Source organism: Nocardia sp. NRRL WC-3656 (assembly GCF_000720265.1).
GTDB classification, from domain to species: domain Bacteria; phylum Actinomycetota; class Actinomycetes; order Mycobacteriales; family Mycobacteriaceae; genus Nocardia; species Nocardia nova.
In genome coordinates this window covers 291,317-313,064 of record NZ_JOJF01000010.1, presented here as the reverse complement: position 1 = coordinate 313,064, position 21,748 = coordinate 291,317, and the positions used below count along the sequence as shown (strand labels likewise).

At 68.0% G+C, this 21,748-nt stretch carries 22 protein-coding genes; 13 read left to right on the top strand and 9 right to left on the bottom strand.

Translation table 11 applies throughout. From position 1 onward, the window contains the following. Positions 1–115 precede the first annotated feature (115 nt). The gene (locus tag IG65_RS0116165; protein ID WP_030515752.1) at positions 116–1,198 is read left to right on the top strand and encodes an S-(hydroxymethyl)mycothiol dehydrogenase; all 1,083 of its coding nucleotides are present in this window, start codon (positions 116–118) and stop codon (positions 1,196–1,198) included. After that, positions 1,195–1,815 carry an MBL fold metallo-hydrolase gene (locus IG65_RS0116160; RefSeq protein WP_231509231.1) on the top strand — a complete coding sequence of 207 codons (621 nt, stop codon included), beginning with the start codon at positions 1,195–1,197 and terminating at the stop codon, positions 1,813–1,815. Before IG65_RS0116165 ends, IG65_RS0116160 begins: the two co-directional genes overlap by 4 nt. A 91-nt stretch (positions 1,816–1,906) precedes the next feature. Here the strand turns inward: IG65_RS0116160 and IG65_RS0116155 are convergent, their stop codons facing one another. After that, positions 1,907–2,521: a TetR/AcrR family transcriptional regulator gene (locus IG65_RS0116155; RefSeq protein WP_030515750.1), complete on the bottom strand. Its 615-nt coding sequence runs from the start codon at positions 2,519–2,521 to the stop codon at positions 1,907–1,909. 99 nt (positions 2,522–2,620) lie between these two features. On the opposite strand from IG65_RS0116155, the gene IG65_RS0116150 reads away from it, so the two are divergent. The 7 genes from IG65_RS0116150 (at position 2,621) to IG65_RS0116120 (ending at position 8,984) form a co-directional block, all read left to right on the top strand. Further along, positions 2,621–3,514, top strand: coding sequence for a metal-dependent hydrolase (locus IG65_RS0116150; RefSeq protein WP_030515749.1), 894 nt, complete (start codon positions 2,621–2,623; stop codon positions 3,512–3,514). Beyond that, the gene (locus IG65_RS0116145; protein ID WP_030515748.1) at positions 3,511–4,554 is read left to right on the top strand and encodes a PDR/VanB family oxidoreductase; all 1,044 of its coding nucleotides are present in this window, start codon (positions 3,511–3,513) and stop codon (positions 4,552–4,554) included. The genes IG65_RS0116150 and IG65_RS0116145 overlap by 4 nt, the downstream gene beginning before the upstream one ends. A gap of 89 nt (positions 4,555–4,643) precedes the next feature. Next, positions 4,644–6,107, top strand: coding sequence for an NAD(P)/FAD-dependent oxidoreductase (locus tag IG65_RS0116140; RefSeq protein WP_030515747.1), 1,464 nt, complete (start codon positions 4,644–4,646; stop codon positions 6,105–6,107). Continuing rightward, positions 6,104–6,988 carry a short-chain dehydrogenase/reductase gene (locus IG65_RS0116135; protein ID WP_030515746.1) on the top strand — a complete coding sequence of 295 codons (885 nt, stop codon included), beginning with the start codon at positions 6,104–6,106 and terminating at the stop codon, positions 6,986–6,988. The genes IG65_RS0116140 and IG65_RS0116135 overlap by 4 nt, the downstream gene beginning before the upstream one ends. Continuing rightward, positions 6,985–8,031, top strand: a complete 1,047-nt coding sequence (locus tag IG65_RS0116130) for an alpha/beta hydrolase (RefSeq protein ID WP_051756152.1) — start codon at positions 6,985–6,987, stop codon at positions 8,029–8,031. The genes IG65_RS0116135 and IG65_RS0116130 overlap by 4 nt, the downstream gene beginning before the upstream one ends. A 30-nt stretch (positions 8,032–8,061) precedes the next feature. After that, the gene (locus tag IG65_RS0116125; protein ID WP_030515744.1) at positions 8,062–8,373 is read left to right on the top strand and encodes a pyrimidine/purine nucleoside phosphorylase; all 312 of its coding nucleotides are present in this window, start codon (positions 8,062–8,064) and stop codon (positions 8,371–8,373) included. Between the two features lie 179 nt (positions 8,374–8,552). After that, positions 8,553–8,984 (top strand): nuclear transport factor 2 family protein, encoded by a 432-nt coding sequence (locus tag IG65_RS0116120; protein ID WP_030515743.1) that lies wholly within the window; start codon positions 8,553–8,555, stop codon positions 8,982–8,984. Between the two features lie 63 nt (positions 8,985–9,047). Here the strand turns inward: IG65_RS0116120 and IG65_RS0116115 are convergent, their stop codons facing one another. After that, positions 9,048–9,923 carry an NmrA/HSCARG family protein gene (locus tag IG65_RS0116115; protein ID WP_030515742.1) on the bottom strand — a complete coding sequence of 292 codons (876 nt, stop codon included), beginning with the start codon at positions 9,921–9,923 and terminating at the stop codon, positions 9,048–9,050. 130 nt (positions 9,924–10,053) lie between these two features. Between IG65_RS0116115 and IG65_RS0116110 the strand changes: the two genes are divergently transcribed. Beyond that, positions 10,054–10,650, top strand: coding sequence for a TetR/AcrR family transcriptional regulator (locus tag IG65_RS0116110; RefSeq protein WP_030515741.1), 597 nt, complete (start codon positions 10,054–10,056; stop codon positions 10,648–10,650). 125 nt (positions 10,651–10,775) lie between these two features. On the opposite strand, the gene IG65_RS0116105 is transcribed toward IG65_RS0116110, so the two are convergent. From IG65_RS0116105 to IG65_RS0116080, 6 genes are all read right to left on the bottom strand, one after another. After that, entirely contained in the window at positions 10,776–12,002 is a 1,227-nt protein-coding gene (locus tag IG65_RS0116105; protein WP_030515740.1) for a cytochrome P450, read from the bottom strand. Positions 12,003–12,282: 280 nt separating this feature from the next. Beyond that, positions 12,283–13,362: a dihydrodipicolinate reductase gene (locus IG65_RS0116100; protein WP_030515739.1), complete on the bottom strand. Its 1,080-nt coding sequence runs from the start codon at positions 13,360–13,362 to the stop codon at positions 12,283–12,285. Between the two features lie 31 nt (positions 13,363–13,393). Continuing rightward, positions 13,394–13,591 carry a ferredoxin gene (locus IG65_RS0116095; protein ID WP_030515738.1) on the bottom strand — a complete coding sequence of 66 codons (198 nt, stop codon included), beginning with the start codon at positions 13,589–13,591 and terminating at the stop codon, positions 13,394–13,396. Beyond that, positions 13,591–14,397, bottom strand: a complete 807-nt coding sequence (locus IG65_RS0116090; protein WP_030515737.1) for an SDR family oxidoreductase — start codon at positions 14,395–14,397, stop codon at positions 13,591–13,593. Before IG65_RS0116090 ends, IG65_RS0116095 begins: the two co-directional genes overlap by 1 nt. 1 nt (position 14,398) lies before the next feature. After that, positions 14,399–15,604 (bottom strand): cytochrome P450, encoded by a 1,206-nt coding sequence (locus IG65_RS0116085; RefSeq protein ID WP_030515736.1) that lies wholly within the window; start codon positions 15,602–15,604, stop codon positions 14,399–14,401. A 144-nt stretch (positions 15,605–15,748) separates the two neighbouring features. Further along, positions 15,749–16,627, bottom strand: coding sequence for an SDR family NAD(P)-dependent oxidoreductase (locus tag IG65_RS0116080; RefSeq protein WP_030515735.1), 879 nt, complete (start codon positions 16,625–16,627; stop codon positions 15,749–15,751). Between the two features lie 112 nt (positions 16,628–16,739). Here IG65_RS0116080 and IG65_RS0116075 point away from each other — a divergent pair, with 112 nt between their 5' ends. Both IG65_RS0116075 and IG65_RS0116070 read left to right on the top strand, forming a co-directional pair. Beyond that, entirely contained in the window at positions 16,740–18,212 is a 1,473-nt protein-coding gene (locus IG65_RS0116075) for an aldehyde dehydrogenase (RefSeq protein WP_030515734.1), read from the top strand. 46 nt (positions 18,213–18,258) lie between these two features. After that, on the top strand, positions 18,259–19,008 hold the full coding sequence (locus IG65_RS0116070) for an SDR family oxidoreductase (protein WP_030515733.1): 750 nt from the start codon (positions 18,259–18,261) through the stop codon (positions 19,006–19,008). 92 nt (positions 19,009–19,100) lie between these two features. On the opposite strand, the gene IG65_RS0116065 is transcribed toward IG65_RS0116070, so the two are convergent. Continuing rightward, the gene (locus IG65_RS0116065; RefSeq protein WP_051756210.1) at positions 19,101–20,453 is read right to left on the bottom strand and encodes a cytochrome P450; all 1,353 of its coding nucleotides are present in this window, start codon (positions 20,451–20,453) and stop codon (positions 19,101–19,103) included. 222 nt (positions 20,454–20,675) lie between these two features. Between IG65_RS0116065 and IG65_RS0116060 the strand changes: the two genes are divergently transcribed. Next, on the top strand, positions 20,676–21,683 hold the full coding sequence (locus IG65_RS0116060) for a DUF4189 domain-containing protein (protein WP_030515731.1): 1,008 nt from the start codon (positions 20,676–20,678) through the stop codon (positions 21,681–21,683). The last annotated feature ends 65 nt before the right edge of the window (positions 21,684–21,748 follow it).

The following is a 21,748-nucleotide window of genomic DNA, read 5'->3' as shown; positions in this document are numbered from 1 at the left end:
TGCGGCCACGAACCCGTGAACCGAACTACAGTCCGGACACCTGTCCGAGATATTGGGGGCGGGCATACACTGACCCATAGGTGAACCGGCACCCTCGACGCGTAAAGGAGATTCCATGTCCCAGAAGGTTCGCGGCGTCATCGCCCGCAGTGTGGGCGCCCCGGTCGAGATCGTCGATATCGTCATCCCCGATCCGGGCCCGCACGACGTGGTGGTGCGGGTGCAGGCCTGCGGGGTGTGCCATACCGATCTGACCTACCGCGAGGGCGGCATCAACGACGAATTCCCCTTCCTGCTCGGACACGAGGCGGCCGGCGTGGTGGAAACGGTCGGCGACGCCGTCACCCACGTCCAGCCCGGCGATCACGTGCTGCTGAACTGGCGCGCGGTGTGCGGGCAGTGCCGGGCCTGCAAGCGCGGCAAGCCGTGGTACTGCTTCGACACCCACAACGCGAGCAAGCCGATGACGCTGGCCGACGGAACCGAGCTGACCCCGGCTCTGGGCATCGGCGCCTTCGCCGACAAGACCCTGGTGCACGAGGGACAGTGCACCGTGATCGACCCGGAGACCGATCCCGCCGTGGCCGGACTGCTCGGCTGCGGCGTGATGGCCGGACTGGGGGCGGCGATCAACACCGGCGGGGTGAGCTACGGCGATTCGGTCGCGGTCATCGGCTGCGGCGGCGTCGGTGACGCCGCGATCGCGGGGGCCCGGCTGGCGGGCGCCACCACCATCATCGCCATCGACCGCGATCCGCGAAAGCTGGAGTGGGCCAAGGAACTCGGGGCCACCCACACCCTCGAGGCCGGTGATGACGTGGTCGAGCGGGTGCAGGAATTGACCGGCGGTTTCGGCGCCGACGTGGTGATCGACGCGGTCGGGCGGCCGGAAACCTGGAAGCAGGCCTTCTACGCGCGCGATCTGGCCGGCACGGTGGTGCTGGTCGGCGTGCCGACGCCGGATATGCAGCTGGAGATGCCGCTGATCGACTTCTTCTCGCACGGCGGCTCGCTGAAGTCCTCCTGGTACGGCGACTGCCTGCCGGAACGCGACTTCCCGATGCTGCTCGACCTCTACCGCCAGGGACGGCTGCCGCTGGAGCGGTTCGTGAGCGAGCGCGTGGCCCTCGACCAGGTCGAGCAGGCCTTCACCACCATGCACCACGGTGACGTGCTGCGATCGGTGGTGACGCTGTGAGGATCGATCGCGTCGTCACCTCCGGAAAGTTCGAATTGGACGGCGGCAGCTGGGATGTCGACAACAACGTCTGGGTCGTCGGCGACGACCGTGAGGCCGTTGTGATCGATGCCGCCCACCAGGCCGAGCCGATCATCGCGGCCGTCGGCGATCGCACGGTGCGCGCGATCCTCTGCACCCACGCCCACAACGACCACATCAACGTGGCCACCGAGCTGGCCGCGGCGCTGCGTGCCCCGATCCGGCTACATCCGGCCGACGAGGTGCTGTGGAGTGCCCTCTACCCCGACACCCGCTACGAACCGCTGCACGATCGGGAGCGAATTCCGGTGGCGGGCAGTGAGATCGAGGTCCTGCACACACCGGGCCACTCCCCCGGCGCGGTGAGCCTGTACCTGGCCTCGGAGAAGACGGTCTTCACCGGTGACACCCTGTTCCAGGGCGGCCCCGGCGCGACGGGTCGCTCGTTCTCGAGCTTCCCGACCATCATCGAATCCATCCGCACCCGCCTGCTGAATCTGCCCGCGGATACCACGGTACTGACCGGACACGGTGACTCCACCACCATCGGCACGGAGGCACCGCACCTGTCGGAATGGATCAAACGCGGTCACTGAAAATCACTGCCGCACAGTCATTTGCGCGACGAGGGCCGCACGAGCGATCGTGCGGCCCTCGGTCGTGACGCCCTTACCGTGGCGGCCTCGCTCACCCCTTGACGAGCGGGATCAGGTAGACGCGGGCGAAGGCGGCCAGTTCTTCGTCGTTGTGGAATTCTCCGGCGCAGTACGGCGCGAGGATGAGGGAATGCACTATGCGGCAGAGCAATTCGGCGCGGGTGAGCAGGTCGGGGGCGTCGGGCAGTAGCCCACGATCCACCGCGCGCTGCAAGACCGCCGCCGTCGCGGAGACGCACATGGCGAAGGTCGTGGCGCCCTCGGCGGTCAGCTTCATGATGACCCGCTCCGGCTCGAGGGCCATCATGCGCTCGACGAGCGGGTTGGTCCGCCAGCGGGTGAGGACGGTGACGAAGACGTCGGTGACGAGGTCCTCGACGGTGTCATGGCGCTCGGGAATCTCGGCGACATCGGTGAGCACGGCGGTGACTTCGCGGTTCACCACGGCCTGCACCACGTCGTCGCGGGAGCCCATGCGCCGGTAGACCGTGACCCGGTCGACGCCCGCTTCGCGGGCGATGTCCTCGATGGTGGTCTTTTTGACGCCGACCTTCTGGAACCGGACCAATGCCGCGTCGAGGATGCGCGCTTCCACGCCATCGGCGACATTGTCCCGGGTAGAGGCCGTTTTCGACGCGCTGATCACACTGTCCACGCTAACAGAGGGACCACCCTTTGCAACATTCTCGAGAAAAATGTTGCGCGCAACATTGCAATAGAAAATGTTGCGCTGTACGTTCCGTGTATGGCTTCGACAGCTGGCGCGACGAGGCGCCCCTACCGCGACGAGGCGCATGCGATCAACGCGCGCGACGTGCACTTCGACTTCGCCACCGTGCCCATGCACTACATCCCCGGTGAGGCGCTGGCCACCCACATCGTCAACGTGATGCACCTACTGCTGCCGGAAGGTGAGCGGGCGATGGCCCAGGCCCTCGCAGAGTCGTTGCCCTACATCGACGACGAACGGCTCCGCGAGGAGGTGACCGGATTCGTCGGACAGGAGACCATGCATGCCGCTACCCACGAGGCCGCTCGCACGCACCTGCAGTCGATCGGGCTGGACGTCGACTCCTACATCGGCGCGATCGGCTGGGCCGTCGATCGCATCCTCGGCGACCACGGACTGACCGGCCGCGCCAAAGAGGAATGGCTCAAGGAACGGCTCGGACTGTTCGCCGGCATGGAGCACTACACCGCCGTATTCGGCGAGTGGTTGCTCAACGCCGAGGTGCTCGAACAGAAGGGTATGCATCCGGCCATGCTCGATCTGGTGCGCTGGCACGGCGCCGAAGAGGTGGAGCACCGCAGCGTCGTGTACGACGCGTTCATGCACGTGGACGGCAGCTACGCCCGCAAAGCGCGGACGGCGCTCGTCGCGAGTGCGACGCTGCTGCCGCTGTTCGTGCTGTCGGCCGCGTACATGTATCGCAAGGACCCATCGCCCGACAAGGGCCGGTTCTGGGGATGGCAATTCGTCAGCGCGACCCGTCGCAAGGTGATCCCGAGCTGGACGACGTTCTTCACCGAGATCCCGCGCTACCTGCGGCCGGGATTCCATCCCTCCCAGCTCGGCCCGATGGACACGGCGTTGCGCTACCTCGCACACTCGCCCGCGGCCAGGGCGGCACAGCGATGACCCGCGCGGCGACCAGCGTGCCCGCCGGGCTGCGGATGCTCGGCGGCGTCATCGACATCTACAAACACGTGTTCGTCTCGGGACCGGCCGCCACGGTGTTGTCGCGGCCGAACCCGTTGCGGCGCAACGGTTTCGACCTGAATATGGTGGTCGAGTCCGTCGACCGGGCAGCCGACGACGTGGCCGGCTTGACGCTGCGCGCGCCCGGCGGTGACGAGCTGCCGAGCTGGCGTCCCGGCTCACATCTGGACGTCTTCCTGCCGTCCGGCCGGCAGCGGCAGTATTCGCTGTGCGGCGACCCCGCCGACCGGAAGCGCTACCGCATCGCGGTCCGCCGCATCGCGGACGGGGAGGGCGGTTCCCGGGAGATCCACGAGACGCTGCGCGTGGGCGACCCACTGCGAATTCGCGGTCCGCGCAACGCCTTCCCCTTCGTGGAGGCGCCGTCCTACCTGTTCCTCGCGGGCGGCATCGGGATCACCCCGATCCTGCCGATGGCCACAGCGGCCGGCGCGCGCGGACAACTGATCTACACCGGCCGCACCCGCTCCGCCATGCCGTTCCTGGCCGAACTGCCGGCGCACGCGGAGATCCGGCCGGACGACGAGTGCGGCGTGCCCGTGGTCGCGGACCTGATCGCGCGGGCCGAGCCCGGCGCGGCCGTCTACGTCTGCGGGCCGCCGCCGATGCTCGCGGCCGCCCAGCGCTGCATGTTCGAGCTGAACCCCACCGGCTCCCTGCACACCGAACGGTTCTCGGCACTGCCCGTCACCGACGGGAAGCCGTTCCGGATCGAACTGGCCCGCTCCCGCCGGACGGTGCGGGTGGAGGCGAACGAGACCGCGCTGAGCGCGATTCGGCGCGTGGCGCCGGACGTGACCTTCTCCTGCCGCCAAGGATTCTGCGGAACCTGCAAAACCGGCGTGCTCTCCGGCGCCGTGGACCACCGCGACCGCCTGCTGCCCGACGCCGAGCGCGGCGACCGGATGCTGATCTGCGTCTCCCGCGCGGCGGGCGACGATCTCGTGCTCGACCTCTGAGCGCTCGACCTCCGACACCGAGAAGGGACAACGTTGTCCGAACAAGCGCATGCCACGCCGATCGCGGTACTGCACGGAAGGAACCTGCGATGAACACACCTCGCGAGCACATCGGCATCGCCATCGTCGGCGCCGGATTCGGCGGTATCGGCCTGGCCGTCAAACTTCGTGAGGCCGGTTTCCACAATCTGGTGATCCTGGAACGCGCGGACGACCTCGGCGGCACCTGGCAGGCGAACACCTACCCCGGCTGCGCGTGCGACGTCCCCTCGCACCTGTACAGCTATTCGTTCGCCCCGAACCCCGACTGGTCGCGCACCTACGGCAAGCAGCCCGAGATCCTCGACTATCTCCGCTCGGTGGCGGAACGGTTCGATGTGGCCCGGCACATCCGGTTCGGCACCGAGGTGCTGGACGCCCGCTGGGACGAGGACGAGTCGGTCTGGCGGATCGAGACCTCCCGTGGCTCGCTCACGGCCAATTTCCTGCTGTCGGCCGCCGGGGTCTTCGCCGAAGCGAAGTATCCGGCGCTGCCGGGCCTGGAAACGTTCGCCGGCACCGCTTTTCACTCGCTGCACTGGGATCACGACCATGACCTCACCGGCGAACGGGTCGCGGTGATCGGCACGGGAGCGTCCGCGGTGCAATTCGTGCCCGAGATCCAGCCGAAAGTCGGCAAGCTGCTGCTCTTCCAGCGTTCCGCGCCGTGGATCGTGCCGCGAATGGACCGCGCCACGCTCGGCGCGGAGCGGCTGGTACTGCGCACGCTGCCGATGGCGCAGAAGGCGATTCGCGGCGGCTGGTACGCCACCATCGAGGCATTCGGCCTGATCTCGCTGGTGGACAAGCGCTTTCGCCATCCCTACGAGGCCCTCTCCAAGTGGCATCTGCGGCGGCAGGTGCGCGACCCGGAGCTGCGCGCGAAACTGACCCCGGACTACGTGATCGGCTGCAAACGCGCGATCTTCTCCGACGCGTACTTCCCGGCGCTGGACCGGCCGAACGTGGAGGTGGTGACCGAGTCCATCGCGGAGGTCCGGCCGCACTCGATCGTGCTACGTGACGGTTCCGAGCACGAAGTGGACACCATCATCTTCGGCACCGGTTTCAAGCCGATCCCCTCGGTCTTCGAGCGCTACCACGGACGCGACGGGGTGACGATGGCGCAGCTGTATCACCAGCAGCCGCAAAGCTATCTGGGCATCGCACTGGCCGGATTCCCCAATTTCTTCTGCACGCTGGGCCCGTTCGGGGCGGCGGGCAACCAGTCGGCGATCTACATGATCGAATCCCAGATCGCCTACATCGTCGACGCTCTGCGCACGATGCGCCGCAAGGGCGCGCGCCGGGTCGAACTGCGGCCGCAGGTCCAGGAGCGCTTCGTCGAGGAGATGCGGGAACGCAGCACCTCGACGGTCTGGCTCACCGGCGGATGCCAGACGTACTACACCACCCCCGACGGCCGCAACGCGGGCCTGTACCCCAACTGGAGTTTCGAATACCGCCGCCGCACAGCCGGTTTCGACGCCGAGTCCTACGCGGTGAACGCATGATCGGCCTCGGAAGACTGCTCGGGCTGGTCGGTCTCGGCGGCGAGCGCTACGACGTGAACGGACGGGTGGTGCTGATCACCGGCGCCGGCCAGGGCATCGGCCGGGAACTGGCCGCCATCCTGCACCGGCGCGGCGCGCGGATCGCGGTGGTGGACATCGATGCCGCCGCGGCCGAGACCGCCGCGCGTGATCTCGGCTCGCGCGCGCTCGGCGTGGGGGCCGACGTCGCCGACCGGGAGGGTATGGAGGCCGCTGTCGCCTGGGTGATCGACCATTTCGGCCGCCTGGACGTCGTGGTCGCCAACGCGGGGATCGTGCCCGAGGCCGCGACCCTGCGGACGATGACCGGGCCCGCGTTCGACCGGGTGATGGCCATCAACCTCACCGGCGTGTACAACACCGTGCATCCCGCGCTGGATCAGATCGTCGCCAATCGAGGACACGTCGTGGTCGTCTCCTCGTGCGCGGCGTTCGCACCGGGGATGGCCGGATCGCCGTACATGATCAGCAAGGCCGCCGTCGAGCAGTTGGGCCGCGCCCTGCGGGTGGAACTGGCCGGGTTCGGCGCGAGCGCGGGCGTGTCGTATTTCGGCGTGGTGGAGACCGAGATGACGCGCAGCACTCTCGATCGCGATCCCCTCGGCCACGAACTGGACAGCCTGCTGCCGTGGCCGCTCAACGTCCGGATCAGCGCGACCGAGGCGGCCATCGTGATCGCCGACGGCATCGCCCGCCGAGCACCGCGCACCGTCGCGCCGCTCGGCTGGGAGCCCTACGCCCTGCTGCGCGGCGCGGTGAACGTCGTGCTCGACAGTCGACTGGCCAACGACGCACGGATGCACGACCTGGTGCGGCGCGTCGAACAGCGGGCCCGGCCATGACCGGCCGGATCGGCGAAAACCGTTCCGAATACGAGGAATTCGCCACGGCCGGCCTGTTCCCGGGAGACCACACCGTCACCGCGGCGCCGGCCTCGCCCCCCGCCCGGGCACTGCGCCGGATCTCGGCACTGCTCGGGGTGGGCACCGTCCTCACCGCCGTCCCGGTCGACCGGCGCACCCTCGCGGCCGCGCGCCTGCTGCTCGAGCACGGTATGCGCGCGGCCGCGCCGGTGCTCGGCGGGACCGGCATCGACCCGGTGGACGACGGCCCGGTTCCGGGCGAATGGGTGCGCGGACCGCGTGCCACCCGCGACGACGCCGCTGTGCTCTACGTACACGGCGGCGGGTTCGTGGCCGGCTCGCCCCGGTCCTACCGCGGCGTCGCCTCGCGGCTTTCCACGGCCGCCCGGCTGCCGGTCTTCACGCCGGCCTACCGGCTCGCTCCCGAGTATCCGCATCCGGCCGCGCCGCAGGATGTCGCGGCGGCCTACCGATGGCTGCTGACCCAGGGCTACGATCCGGACCGCATCGTGCTGGCCGGCGATTCCGCGGGCGGCTATCTGGCCGCGGACTTCGCGATCACGCATGCGGCGCAGGGTAATTCGCGCCCTGCCTGCCTGCTGCTGTTCTCGCCGATGACCGATCTCTCCCTGGATACCGCCGCGCGCTCCGTCCATCGGGACACCGTGCTGGGCCCGGCCGTCGCCCGCGCGGCCGTCGCGCAGTTCACCGCGCGACCGCAGCGGCTGCGGCCGGTCGCGGGAACGGCTCTGCCGCCGACCCTGATTCACGTCGGCGGGGACGAGTTCTTCACCGCCGACGCCGTCGCCCTCGCCACGGCGCTGCGGGCCGCCGGCGCACACTGCTCGCTGCACACCTGGCCCGGGCAACTGCACGTGTTCCACGCGCTACCTGCCGTCGTGCCCGAATCCCGATCCGCCTACCGCGCCGCGGCCCGCTTCGTCGCCGCCCATCTCGATCCCGCCGGGGAGACAGCGGCGGCGACCGCCGCACCGGGCCGATCGGCGCGGTCAGTAGGCTGACTACTCCACGTCACCTCCGGGAAAGAGACCATGTCGCAGTTCGAGAACGTCAGCGTGGCCACGAAGGCCAATGTGTACTTCGACGGCAAATGCGTGAGCCACGACCTCACGCTGCCCGACGGCACCAGGAAGTCGGTCGGCGTGATCCTGCCGTCGACATTGACCTTCACCACCGGCGCTCCGGAGATCATGGAACTGGTGGAGGGCGAGTGCGCCGTGACACTGCCCGGCGCGACCGAGCCGACGACCTACCGCGGCGGCGAATCGTTCTCCGTGCCCGGCGACAGCTCGTTCGACATCGAGGTGCGGGAAACCCTGCACTACATCTGCCACTTCGGCTGAGCAGCCGATAACACCGCGGCCCCGAGAACCGCTGCCACGCAAGGGTTTACGAAGGAGGGCCGCACGAGCGATCGTGCGGCCCACCCGGCGGCACGGGCCGCCGATGCTCCCCTGCTACCCCGATGACCTTGTCCATTTCCCGCCGGATCGCCGTCGCTCACGACGGTAAGGTCCGGGCTATGACACCGGACAACAGGACCGTGGTTCAGGCTGCCTGGCGAGCCTTCGCCGGCCACGACGCCGAGCAGATCGCAGCATTCTTCACTCCGGACGCCGAATGGCTGGCGCCGGCCGGCAATGCCACCGCGGTCGCCTTGGACGCTCCCAGCCACATGATCGGACGCGAGGCCATCACGGAGTTCATCGCGAACGGTTTTCCCCGCCTGTTCGTCGCCGATGTCGCGCTGGATTTTCACGGCTTCTACGCCGAGGGCGACCGGGTGATCGTGGAGGAGACGATGACTGCCACGCTGGCGAACGGGAATCGCTACAGCAACGACTACTGTTTCGTGTTCGAACTGCGCGACGGAGTGATTCACCGGGTTCGCGAATACATGGACACCGCGCGCGGACACCGTGACGTCTTCGGTGAACCGGCGGTCATCGGCTGACGGTTTCGGTCACCGTTCGCGATCGTCGACGCCGACAAGCGCAAGGGCGCACCTCGGTGATGATCAAGGCCGGGTGTCGAGCAAGGGGCGGATCAGCTTCGCGCCCTTGACGTCGAGCCAGTCCCGGAAGGTCATCAATCCCGGGTGCAGTGCGCGCAGTTCGTCGACGTCGACGTCGGGGATGGTGCCGTCGCCGCTGTTGAGCAATTCGTAGCCGCGGGCGAATCGTTCGTTGATGCGGCGCAGTTCCTCGATCGGGCGCTGGATGTACGGGACCGGCCGCCCGAGGGCGGCGCCGACCTGCGCGGCGACCTCCGGCGGCGTGAGCACGTCACCGACGAGTTCCAGTGTCCGGCCGCGATAGTCGTCCGGATTCCGCAGGGCGAGCCCGGTGAACGCGCCGATATCGTCGAGCGCGATGAATTGCTGACGCACGTGCGCGGCGGCGGCGGTGCGCAGCGCGCCGTCGCTTATCCCGACCGTCGCGGACTGCGTGATCAGATTCTCCATGAAGGAACTCGGCCGCAGCACCGTGGCCGAGACACCCGACGCGGCGATGTACTGCTCGATCTCCCATTTGGTCGGCTGGCCGCCTCGATCGGCACCCAGGCCCGAGCTGTAAACCAGGTGCGCCACACCATATTTCACCGCCGCGTCGGTGACGGCCTTACCCGCCTTCACCTCGTCCTGCTCCGGGGCCAGCGGCCCGGGATGCACGCTGTACACGCCGTAGGCGCCGTCGACGCAGCGCTCGATCGTCGCCGGGTCCTCCAGCGAGCCCGCGATCACCTGCGCGCCCGCCTGTGCCAAGCTTCGCGCCCTGTCGCTGTCGGGGCGGCGAGTCAACACCCGCACCTGCCATCCGTCGGCAAGGAGACGATCGGCGACCGCCCCGCCTTGCTGCCCGGTCGCGCCGATGACGAAAACAACCTGCTCCATGAGCCCTCCGTAGGCGAATCTTCGGATCTACCGCGCCGCCGAGCCACAGTAAACGGAGACCATTCTCCGCTTCTGCTCACTATACGGAGCGGTGTCTCCGTTTCGCAATGGCGGCGGCTACGATCGAGCGATGGGTAAGGACGCGGGGCAGGTTGCCAAGCCACTGCGCGCGGATGCGCGCCGCAACCGGGACCAGGTGCTGGCGGTCGCCCGGGAGATGCTCTCGGTGGACGGCTCGTCGGCGTCGTTCGACGAGATCGCGCGCCGAGCGGGCGTCGGCGTCGGCACCGTGTACCGGCATTTCCCCACGCGTTCCGCACTGTTCGAGGCGGTCGTCGTCGGCCGGGTGGAGGAGTTCACCGAACGAGCACGCCTGCTGGCGGGCACCGATACCGCGCCGGAGGACGCGTTCTTCGACTACTTCACCCACCTCGTCGGCGAGGTCGCCCTCAACCAGGCGCTGTGCGAAGCGCTTGACGACGACGGCACGGCCGTAGCGATCCCCGACGAACTCCGGCACGACTTCATCCGGTCGCTCGACACCCTGCTCTCCCGGGCGAAAGAGGCAGGGGCCGTACGTCCCGACATCGATGTCGCCGACGTGCTCGACCTGGTCATCGGCGCGGCGACGGTCGAACGCCGCGCCCGAGCGCGCAACGCGCCGAACCCTCTGATCGCCGTCGTGCTCGACGGCCTCCGCGCGCCCGATCACCGAGCGCCTGCGTGACCGTCACCGGTTGCCGGACCACTGCGCTGGGAATGACGCTGGGCCACAACGCATGTCGCGCACACGACCGAGGGCCGCACGAATGATCGTGCGGCCCTCGTGTCCCCCAGCCTTTTTCCCCGGGTCTAGGAATATTCGACCTGCCAGTGTTTGATGCCGTTGATCCAGCCCGAGCGCAGGCGCTGGGGGTCGGAGATCTGGTGCAGGTCGGGCATCACGTCGGCGATGGCGTTGAACATCAGGTCGATTTCCAGGCGGGCGAGGTTGGCGCCGACGCAGAAGTGGGCGCCGGTGCCGCCGAAGGCCAGATGCGGGTTGGGATCGCGCAGCACGTCGAAGTCGAACGGCTTGTCGAAGGCCGCCTCGTCGAAATTGGCCGAGCTGTAGAACAATCCGACCCGCTCACCGGCCTTGATCAACTGCCCGCCCAATTCCACATCCTCGGTCGCGGTGCGCTGGAACGCGGTGACCGGAGTCGCCCAGCGCACGATTTCGTCGACCGCCGTGCGTGGACGCTGCTGCCGGTACACCTCCCACTGGTCCGGATGGTCGACGAAAGCCTTCATTCCGTGCGTGATCGCATTGCGAGTGGTCTCGTTTCCGGCGACCGCGAGCAGAATGACGAAGAATCCGAATTCGTCCGAACCCAATGCCTCGCCGTCGATATCGGCGCTGACCAGTTGGCTGACGATATCGCCCGACGGTTCCGACCGGCGCGCCTCGGCCATATTCCACGCGTAGCCCAGGATTTCGGCCGAGGCGACCGCGGAATCACCGTATTCCGGATCGTCGTAATTGAGCATCTGATTCGACCAGTCGAACAGCTTGTGGCGATCGTCCTGCGGGACGCCCAGCAGTTCGGCGATGGCCTGCAACGGCAATTCGCACGCCACCTGTTCGACGAAATCGCCGCCGCCGGATTCCTTGGCGGCGCGCACGATTCGCTCGGCCCGCTCGGTCAATGCCGCCCGCAGGCTCTCCACGGCGCGCGGGGTGAAACCCTTGGAGATGATGCGGCGGATCTTGGTGTGCTTGGGCGGATCCATGTTCACCAGCAGCGCGCTGGTCACCGACAACTGCTCCGGCGTGGCGAACCCGGGCAGCCGGATGATGGAACCCTTCTTCTCCGAGGAGAAGACGTCCGAGCGGCGCGAGACCTCCTTGATGTCCTCGTGCCGGCTCACCACCCAGTAGCCGGCATCCTCGAACGGGTAGGACTGCTCCTCACTCTGGGCGTTCCACCAGACCGGCGCGGTGCGCCGCAATTCCGCGAATTCGGCGACCGGACTTCTCTCGGCCCACAGTCCCGGGTCGGTGAAATCGAATCCGGCCGGTATCGACGGAGCAGCCACAGTTCCTCCTCGTGTCCGCTGCACTGCGAATCATGGATTTTTCGAAACGTGTTCTTCCTTGATTAGAACACGCTGCATTGCAGCGGAAAAGAGCTGCGGATGCGCGCATTCCGGAAAAACAGAAGTTATGACAAAACTATTTCGAGCATACGAAAAACCGCCCGATCGGCGGGATTTCCCGATCGTCCGGACGCGCATCGCTCTACGCTATTCGTCTGTATCGCACTGTTCGGTCGGCGAAAACCCGAGTGGCACCCGGGAATTCAACGGCGGGTTTCGTTCATCCGCTCACCTCGGTTCTCCGGTCGCGATGCAGACGCGACGCGGCCCGCCCCGCCGGCAGCGGCAGATCGAGATAGGTCCGCACGCCCGGTTCGGCCGCCACGACATAGGGGATCGCGTTCACACAGTTCAGCGCCGTGGCGACGATCGAGGGATTGCGCCGGGCCCCCTCGGCCGGATCGTGGGCGTGCAATCCGGACAGCGTCAGCACACAGCCGGGGTCGCCGCGCACCTCGACCTCGAACCGCTGACCGTTCGGCCCGAAGCTCCACGCCGGGTCGAAGTTCCGCTCACCCATGAACCAGTTGACCGCCGCCGTGATCACCGGTTCGCCGTCGACCGTGCCCTCCCACCGAAAGCGCTGGGCCGCAACCTGTCCCGGTTCGATGACGCCGATCGGTGAGTCGATCGGCGCGGTGGCGACCGCGATGTCGTGCGTGGTGCGGATATCGGGATCCAGATCGAATCCCAGTTCGTCGGCGATCATCCACACCGACTGGCTGTAGCCGCCGGCCAGCATCGCCGCGACGGTGCTTCCCGCGGCCTTCTCCGGATCGGCGCCGAACATCATCCAGTGCCGCACCACATCCGGAGCGCCGTAGGTGCGGATATCGGAGAATTCCTCGGCTCGGACGCCGGTCACCGAACCCGACAGCGCGGAGACCACCAGCGGCAACCGTTCGGTGAGGCCGCCGGGGTGAATTCCGGTGCCGTGCAACGTGACTCCGCCCTCGGCGCAGACCGCGTCGAACTTCTCGCGGTCGCGCTGCCGGGGATAGAACCAGCCCAGCGGGGTCACGACGTTCTTGCCCGAACGCAGGATCGCGCGCAGCACCGAGGTATCGGCGAAGACCGGGCTGTAGATCACGCAGTCGGCGTCGAGGGCGAGCAGGGCCTCGGCGTCGGTGGTGGCGGTGACGCCGATGCGGTCACGCCCCACCAGGGTGCCGAGATCGACGCCGTCCTTGTCGGGGCTGTGCACCCAGGCGCCCACCAGTTCCAGTTCCGGATGGTCGAGGACGCCTTCGATCGCGGCACGACCCACTCCACCGGTCGCCCACTGGATCACCCTGATCACGAACGCCCCCCTTCCCGGACGGCCGCGCCCATCACTGGTCCCGCACGATCGAGAGTGCCTGGGTCGGGCAGTACCGCACCGCGTTCTCCACATCCGCGCGGTCGGCCTCGTCCACCTCGGGCCGCACGATTTCGACCTTGCCGTGTTTGGGCACGTCGAAGTAGTCCGGCGCCTCGGCCTGGCACATCGCGTGGCCCTGACACAGGTCCAGATCCACTTCGATACGCATCAGCTCTGTGCCTCCTTATCGGCCTGCTCCGGCTCGCGCAACGGAGCTTCCGGCTGCACCTCGACCAGCACCAGATGCGCGCCGCGCGGTGTGTTGACCACCGCGGCGATCGCGGCGGCGAGGTCGGAGGCGCGCAGGAAGAAGGGGTGGCGGGCGAAGCCCCATTTCACCCAGTCGTCGAGCAGTGGGCCGACCTGCTCGGGTGCGGCGTTCATCCCCATTCCGGTCTGGGTCGCGCCCGGCCGCACGATCGAGGCGCGAACACCGGTGCCCTCCAACTCCATTCGCAGCTGCCGGGCCATCGCCTCGAGTCCGGTCTTGGCGGCGTTGTAGGCGCCGTTGCGGGGGCGGACCTGGTCGGCGCAGTCGGAGCCGATGAAGACGAAGTCGCCGCGGCGCCGGGAGATCATGCCCGGCAGGATGCGATGGGCCAGCCGTTGCGCACCCACCAGATGGACGTCGACCTGCTTCAGGAAGGTCTGCGGTTCCATCTCGTAGGCGAGACCGAATTCGATGTCCCCGGCGCCGGATACCGCGACCTCGATGGGCCCCAGCGCCTCCTCGGCGGCGGTGACGAAGGCGTCGACCGAGGCATCGTCGGTGACGTCGAGCGAACCCGCGAAGGCGGTGCCGCCGTTGGCGGTGATCTTGTCGGCCAGTTCGCGGCAGGTCTCCACCCGGCGCGCACCGAGCGCCACCGGGAATCCGGCCTCGGCCAGCATGATCGCGGTCGCGGCGCCGATTCCCGACGACGCCCCGGCGATGAGAACCGGTCGCACATCCGGGTGCGGATCGAAACGCGGCATACTATGAAACCTCCACGGTGACAGGGAGTTTCGCGAACCCCCGGACATTGGTCGAATGCACCCGCTCCATGGCGGACTCGTCGATCGCGTACTCCCGGACGCGGGAGGCGAACTCGCGCAAGGCGACAACCGTCTCCAGCCGGGCCAGATGCGCGCCCAGGCAGAAGTGCACGCCGCCGCCGAAGCTGGCCAGCGCGCTCTTGTCGGTGCGTTCGATGTCGTAGCGATCGCCGTCGGTGAAGACCGCGTCGTCGCGATTGGCGGAGCCGATGAGCAACACCACCTTCGAACCGGCGGGGATCACCCCGTGTTCGAACGGCACATCGACGACCGAGGAGCGCGCCACCATCTGACTCGAATTGTCGTAGCGCAGCGTCTCCTCGACCCAGTCCGGCACCAGGTCGCCGTCGGCGACGACTTTGGCGAACTGTTCGGGGTTTCGGCCGGCCCAGTACAGCGCGTTGCCGAGCAGTTTGGTGGTGGTCTCGTTTCCGGCCACGACCATGAGGAACATGAAGCCGATGATCTCGTCGTCGGTGAGTTTGTCACCGTCGATCTCCGCGTCGAGCAGCGCCGAGGTGAGGTCCTCGGTGCGGCTGCGGCGGCGCTGGGCGACCATGTCGGAGTAGTAGACGACCAGATTCAGCGAGGCCTCGATGGCCGCCTCCGGCACGTCGAGCACACCCTCCTCGCGGTGCACCACCAGGTCGGCCATCCGGCGGATCTCGGCGCGATCGGGTTCGGGCACGCCCATCATGTCGGAGATGACGTCCATGGGCAGCTTGCCCGCGAAATCCTCGATCCAGTCGAAACTGCCCTGCTCGAGCGCGGGTTCCAGGTGCTGCAGCGTCAGTTCCCGGATCCGGTCGCCCATACCGGCGATCCGGCGCGGCGTGAAGCCCTTGTTGACCAGCTGGCGCATGCGCAGGTGGCGCGGATCGTCCATGGCGAGAAACGACATGGTCTTGTGCGCGTGCGGGCCCCACGCGGCCGGGTCCAGGGAGACGCCGTTGGCACTGGACAGGCGGGTGGCGTCGCGGAATGCGGCGGTCACGTCGGCGTGGCGCGACAGCGCCCAGAAGTCCAGGTCCGGGTTGTAGTACAGCGGCGCCTCCGTGCGCAGCCGCCGATACACCGGATACGGATCGTCGTGGAAGCGGTAGTCGTAGGGATCGAATACGACCGGTCGCGCAGATGCCACAGTCATCACACCCACCTCTCGAAATATAACGCGTTCACATGGAGCCTCATCCGCACACCGCCAACCGAGACACAGGACTGGACATGTGTCTGGACGCTACCACCGGACCGGAATCCGGACAATGGGCGAGCCCGAGCGCCGCCATCGGCTTCACGATCCCTCGCCGAGCAGCGGCTGCAACTCGGCCACCGACCACGGCGGAGTATCGGCATGGTCGCGATAACCGATCGACTCGAGCTTCGGACGGGCGAAGCGACCGACGAATCCGCCTGCCGCAACGAAGATCTCGCCCGTCGCGGTGGCGAGGTCGGAGGCGAGATAGACATACAGCGCGGCCGCGTAATCGGGCGGCGGCGCGTCCAGCGACGACTGCGCGGTGAACTCGTCGAGCAGTCCCCGCTCGCGCAGCTCGGCGATCTTCGCCTCGTATTCCGGCCCGGTGGACAGTCGCGTCCTGGCCCCCGGGCAGATGGCGTTCACCCGGATACCGTGCTCTTTCAGCTCCGCGGCCATGGCCAGCGTCAGGCTCGCGACCGCGCCTTTTCCGGCCGGATAGCCGGTGCCGCCGTAGTCGCCGAGATAGGCGAACGAGCCGGTGTTGACGATCGAGCCGGCGCCGCGGGCCACCATCAGCGGCGCCACCGCGCGGCAGGTGTTGAACACCGTGGTCAGGTGGGAATCGAGCTGGGCTCGCCAGTCCGCGGTGGAGATATCGAGGATCGAGGAGTGCGCGGGTTCGGCGATGCCGGCACAGTTGACGAGAACATCGACGGCACCGAAACTTTCGACGCACCGGCTCACCAGCGCGTCCGCGATCGTTTCGTCCGCGGCCGAGCCCGCGACCGCGACGGCACGACCGCCCGCCGCGCCGATTTCGTCCACCACCGCGGCCACCGCCGCCTCGCTCCGGGAATTGACCACCACCCCCGCGCCCTGGCGCGCCAGTTCGACGGCGACGGCCCGGCCGATGCCGCTCCCGCCACCCACCACGATCGCCGCCTTACCGGCCACCGTCGCATCTCCGGTCATCGCCGGTACCGCCTCTCACCGATTCGATCAGTCTGCAACACGTTCTTGTATTCACAGCTCCGTCCAAACTATATTCCGTACAGGTGTCCAGACAGCCCTATCGGAGAGGCGAATGACGAAACTGCTCCCCCCAGGCGAGGGATCCCGGCTTCTGATCGACGGCAAACTGGTCGCCGGCGGCGCGGGGGTGTTCGCAACGATCAATCCGGCGACCGAGGAGATCCTCGGCCAGGCCGCCAATGCCGACGCCGCCGATTTGGACGCGGCCATCGCCGCCGCCCGCGCGGCCTTCGACAACACCGAGTGGTCGCGCGATCACGCGTTCCGCGCCCGGTGCCTGCGGCAACTGCGCGACGCGCTGCGCGACAACATCGAGGAACTGCGCGAGATCACCATCGCCGAGGTGGGCGCCCCGCGCATGCTGACCAGCGGCCCGCAACTGGAGGGCCCGATCGGCGACCTCGGCTATTTCGCCGACCTGGCCGAAAGTTACGAGTGGGTCAGCGATCTCGGCGTCGCGAAACCGATGGGAATCCCGACGGCGCGCACGCTGCGCCGGGAGCCGATCGGCGTGGTCGGCGCCATCACGCCGTGGAATTTCCCGCATCAGATCAACTTCGCCAAACTCGGCCCCGCCCTGGCGGCCGGGTGCACCGTGGTGCTCAAACCGGCCCCCGACACCCCGTGGGTCGCCGCGCTGGTCGGCACGGTGATCGCCGACCACACCGACATTCCGGCCGGCGTGATCAATATCGTCACCTCCGACGACCATCAGCTCGGTGCCCAGCTGGTCACCGATCCGCGGGTGGACATGATCTCGTTCACCGGGTCGACGCAGACGGGCCGGACCATCATGGCCGGTGCGGCGCAGAGCCTGAAGAAGGTCTTTCTCGAACTCGGCGGGAAGTCGGCCTTCATCGTTCTGGACGACACCGATGTGGCCGCCGCGGCGAGCTACGCGGGGTTCACCGTCTGCGTCCACGCCGGCCAGGGTTGCGCGCTCACCACTCGCCTGCTGGTTCCGCGCGAGCAGTACGACACGGCGGTCGCCGCGGCGGCGAAGTCGATGGGCGGCATCGTCCCGGGTGATCCGAACGAGCCGGGCACCGTCTGCGGGCCGGTCATCTCGGCGCGGCAGCGCGACCGCGTGCAGCGCTACATCGATATCGCACGCGCCGAGGGCGGCACCATCGTCACCGGCGGCGGCAGTCCCGATCGCGACCGCGGGTTCTTCATCGAACCCACCCTGATCAGCGGACTGTCCAACACCTCGACCGTGGCGCAGGAGGAGATCTTCGGCCCGGTGCTGGTGGTGATCCCGCACGACGGCGACGACGACGCCATCCGGCTGGCCAACGAATCGCCCTACGGGCTCTCGGGCGAGGTGTGGGGCACCGACCAGGCGCGAATCGACCACGTGGTCAACGGTGTCCGGACCGGAACCCTCGGCGTCAACGGCGGTATCTGGTACAGCGCCGACGCCCCGTTCGGCGGTTACAAGCAGTCCGGCATCGGCCGCGAACTCGGTGTCGCCGGATTCGAGGAGTACCTCGAAACCAAGCTCGTCGCCACCGCGCAGAAATAGACAGCACGCGACCTCGTCGCGAATTACCGACAGGAGAAGACAACTCATGGCTCGTTTCACCGATCGCGTCGCGATCGTCACCGGCGCGGCCCAGGGCATCGGCGCCGAATACGCGAGGGCACTGGCCGGCGAGGGCGCCACCGTCGTCGTCGCGGATCTCAACGAGGACAAGGGAAAACAGGTCGCCGAGGAGATCAGCAGCGGCGGCGCCACCGCGGTCTTCCATCCCGTCGACGTCTCCGATCCCGAATCGGTCACCACCCTGGCCGACTACACGCAGAACGAGTTCGGCGCGATCAACCATCTGGTCAACAACGCCGCCATCTACGGCGGGATGAAGTTGGACCTGCTGCTGACGGTGCCGTGGGACTACTACAAGAAGTTCATGAGCGTGAATCTCGACGGCGCGCTGAACATGACCCGCGCGGTGTGGCAGCACATGTCGAAGGGCGGCGGCGGGTCCATCGTGAACCAGTCCTCCACCGCCGCATGGGTGTATTCGAACTTCTACGGCCTCGCCAAGGCGGGGGTCAACAGCCTCACCCAGCAGCTGGCGGTCGAACTCGGCGGATCCAACATCCGCATCAACGCCATCGCGCCGGGACCGATCAACACCGAGGCGACGCAGACCGTCACCCCGGGCTCGATCGTGAACGACATGGTGAATCGCCTGCCGCTCAAGCGGATCGGCACCCCGCAGGATCTGGTGGGGGCGTGCCTGTATCTCCTGTCCGACGACGCGGCGTGGGTCACCGGGCACATCCTCAACGTGGACGGCGGGCAGATCATCCGGTAGCGGGCGACGCCCGTCCCCGGGACGGGCGTCTCAGCGGGTCGGTGGCAGCGGTGGGTGCGGTGAACCGCGATGGGCCGCTTCACCTTTCGCGATCAGCGGTCGGCGCTGCCGCGACTGACGGTGACCGGCTCGGCCAGGCGCTTCTCATCGCAGACCTGCTGCAGAGTGTCCAGGGTTTCGTCGAGTCCGGGGCCGAGCCGCGGGCCGGGTGTGAACGTGGCCGGCAGATGGCGCATGCCCTGGATCACGCCGATCGTGTCGTAGTGCACCGCGCCGCCGGGATCGCACCGGAAATCCGGCAGCCGATCGAGCACCGCGACCAGCATGCGCTTGAACACCGTGCGCGCCACATTGGAACCGATGCAGCGGTGGACGCCCAGACCGAAGCTGAAGTGGCGGTTGCCCTTCCGATCCAGGTCGACGGTGTTCGGGTCCGGGAACAGTTCCGGGTCGCGGTTGGCCATCGCCCACGACAGCCACAGCCGCTCCCCTTCCTCGAGCCGGATGCCCGCGTATTCGCAATCCGCGGCGATGGTGCGGCCGTCACCGGGTGCGGGAGTGAAGTACCGGAGGAATTCCTCGGTCGCCGAGTTCAGCAGCAGGTCGCGTTCGGCGCTGAGGATCTGCCGCTGATCCGGATGCTCCGAGAGCCATTCCAGCGCATGGGCCGTCAGCGCGGTGGTGGTGTCGAAGCCGCCACCGATCAGCAGGCCCAGCATGCCCAGGATTTCGATATCCGGCGGCGCGGCGCCGTCGATCTCCAGACGCGTCAGCGCCTCGATGATTCCCGGACGCGGATTCTCACGCACCTGCGTGAGGTTGATCAGCAGATCCAGGCCCATCGCCTCGTGCTGGCGCCGAACCCGTTCGATATCGGGCGAATTCGGTGGGGTGTACACCGAGGCGTGCGCGGGTTCGCAGTACAACTGCCATTTGCGCAGCGGGATGCCCAGCATCGCCAGGGTGAGGACGGCCGGCACGATATTGGCCAGGTCGTCGACGAAATCGATACGGCCGCTCTCGATCCGATCTTCGAGACTCGCCCGTACCACCTCGTCGACGAACGGCACCCAGCGCTGCACCGCGGCCGGCGACAGATACGGATTGAGCGCCTGGCGCCACAGCCGCTGCTCGGGCGGATCCATCTCGAGGATGCCGTTGCGGATGACATTCCCGGTCTCGGGAAACGGAATGGTGATGCCGCGGTAGCCGCGGCGCTCCCCGTTCGGATCGTGGTCACTCGACACGTGTTCCGAGCGCGCGAGGCTGAACACCTCGCGGCTGCCGGCCGCCACCCAGTGCCCGCCGTAGGTCGGCGACCACGCGAGCGGACACTGCCGGTGCATCTCGGTGGTGATCGCGTCGAAATTGTCGCGGTACTGCGGCGCATGCCGATCGAAGTCGTAGCGCGGCTGTCTGTGGTCGTCGGCGTGCACGGTCACGATGCTGTCCTCTCGGGCGTCCCCGGTCTCAGGCTCCAAGCACACAGAATACGGCGAACGGCAATATTGCTCTCCGATTTTGAGAATGCTATTTCAGGCAATATCGACGTCATAGGTATGCGCTACAGTGGCTCGCCGATACGATTCACAGCACGGACGGGGGCACGGTCGATGTCGACACCGACCACGACACAGCGCATTTCGACGAGCAGGGCGCGGTAGGCGATGGCCACCGACGATCGTTCGGATTCCCCGCAGCAGCCGCCGTCCGGCGAGCCGGGCCCACCCCCGGCGCCGCCGACCCGGGCCTACCCCGGCGGCGTGCCGGATCCGGGCGCACAGCCCGGCGGGCCCGGGCCGCAGCAACCCGCTCCGCCGACCCAGGCCTATCCGGGACAGCCCGCCCCGCCGACACAGGCCTACCCCGGGCAGCAGGCGCCGCCGACCCAGGCATATCCCGGCGGGCAACCGGGGCCGCCGCCCGGTTCCCAGGATCCCACCGTGCATGCGGGACAGGGATATCCCGCCGGGGTGCCGTATCCCGGGGACCCGAATCAGCCCCCGATGTACGGGCAGGCATATCCGCCGGGCGGCTACCCCGAAGGCGGATATCCGGGCGCGCAACCGTATCCGCAGCCGTATCCCGACCCGCAGTACGGGGGCGCGCAGCCCTACCCGTATCCGGGTGCGCCGCAACCGAATTCGGGTGGCGGCAAGGTGCTGGCGATCGTCGCGGCAGTGGTCGTGGCGGTCCTGGTCCTGGGCGCGGTCGTCGCGGTGATCGTGGTGCACAACCACAACAAGAACAGCGATACCGATGCGGCCGCCGACCGGTCGACCAGCGCCGGCCCCTCGCCGACGTATTCGACCTCGACCGCACCCACGACCCGCGAGACCACCCGCAACGCTCCCCCGCCGCCTCCGCCGACCCCGGCCGACGTCTGGATCGCCGCGGGCTACGACGTCGATACCGGCAAGGTGACCTGGGCGCGCAGCACGGTCAGCTCCGACGACGCCACCAACCAGGTCCAAACCCGTTGCCCCGGTTGCGCACAGCCGGCGGCGTGGGCGCGCAACGCCTGCGTGGCGGTGGTGGTCGGCCAGAACAACGGCTGGGCCTCCACCTGGGGCACCACCGCCGAAGAGGCCGAATCCAAGGCCATCAGCAGCGCACAGGGCAACTACGGGGTGTCGGGCCCGTTCAACAAATGGTCCAAATGCGCGACGGAGTGATCGCACCCTGACGATCGCTTCCCAGCAAGGGGAGCAGTCACGCGCAGTGTCGGACTTATGCTTCC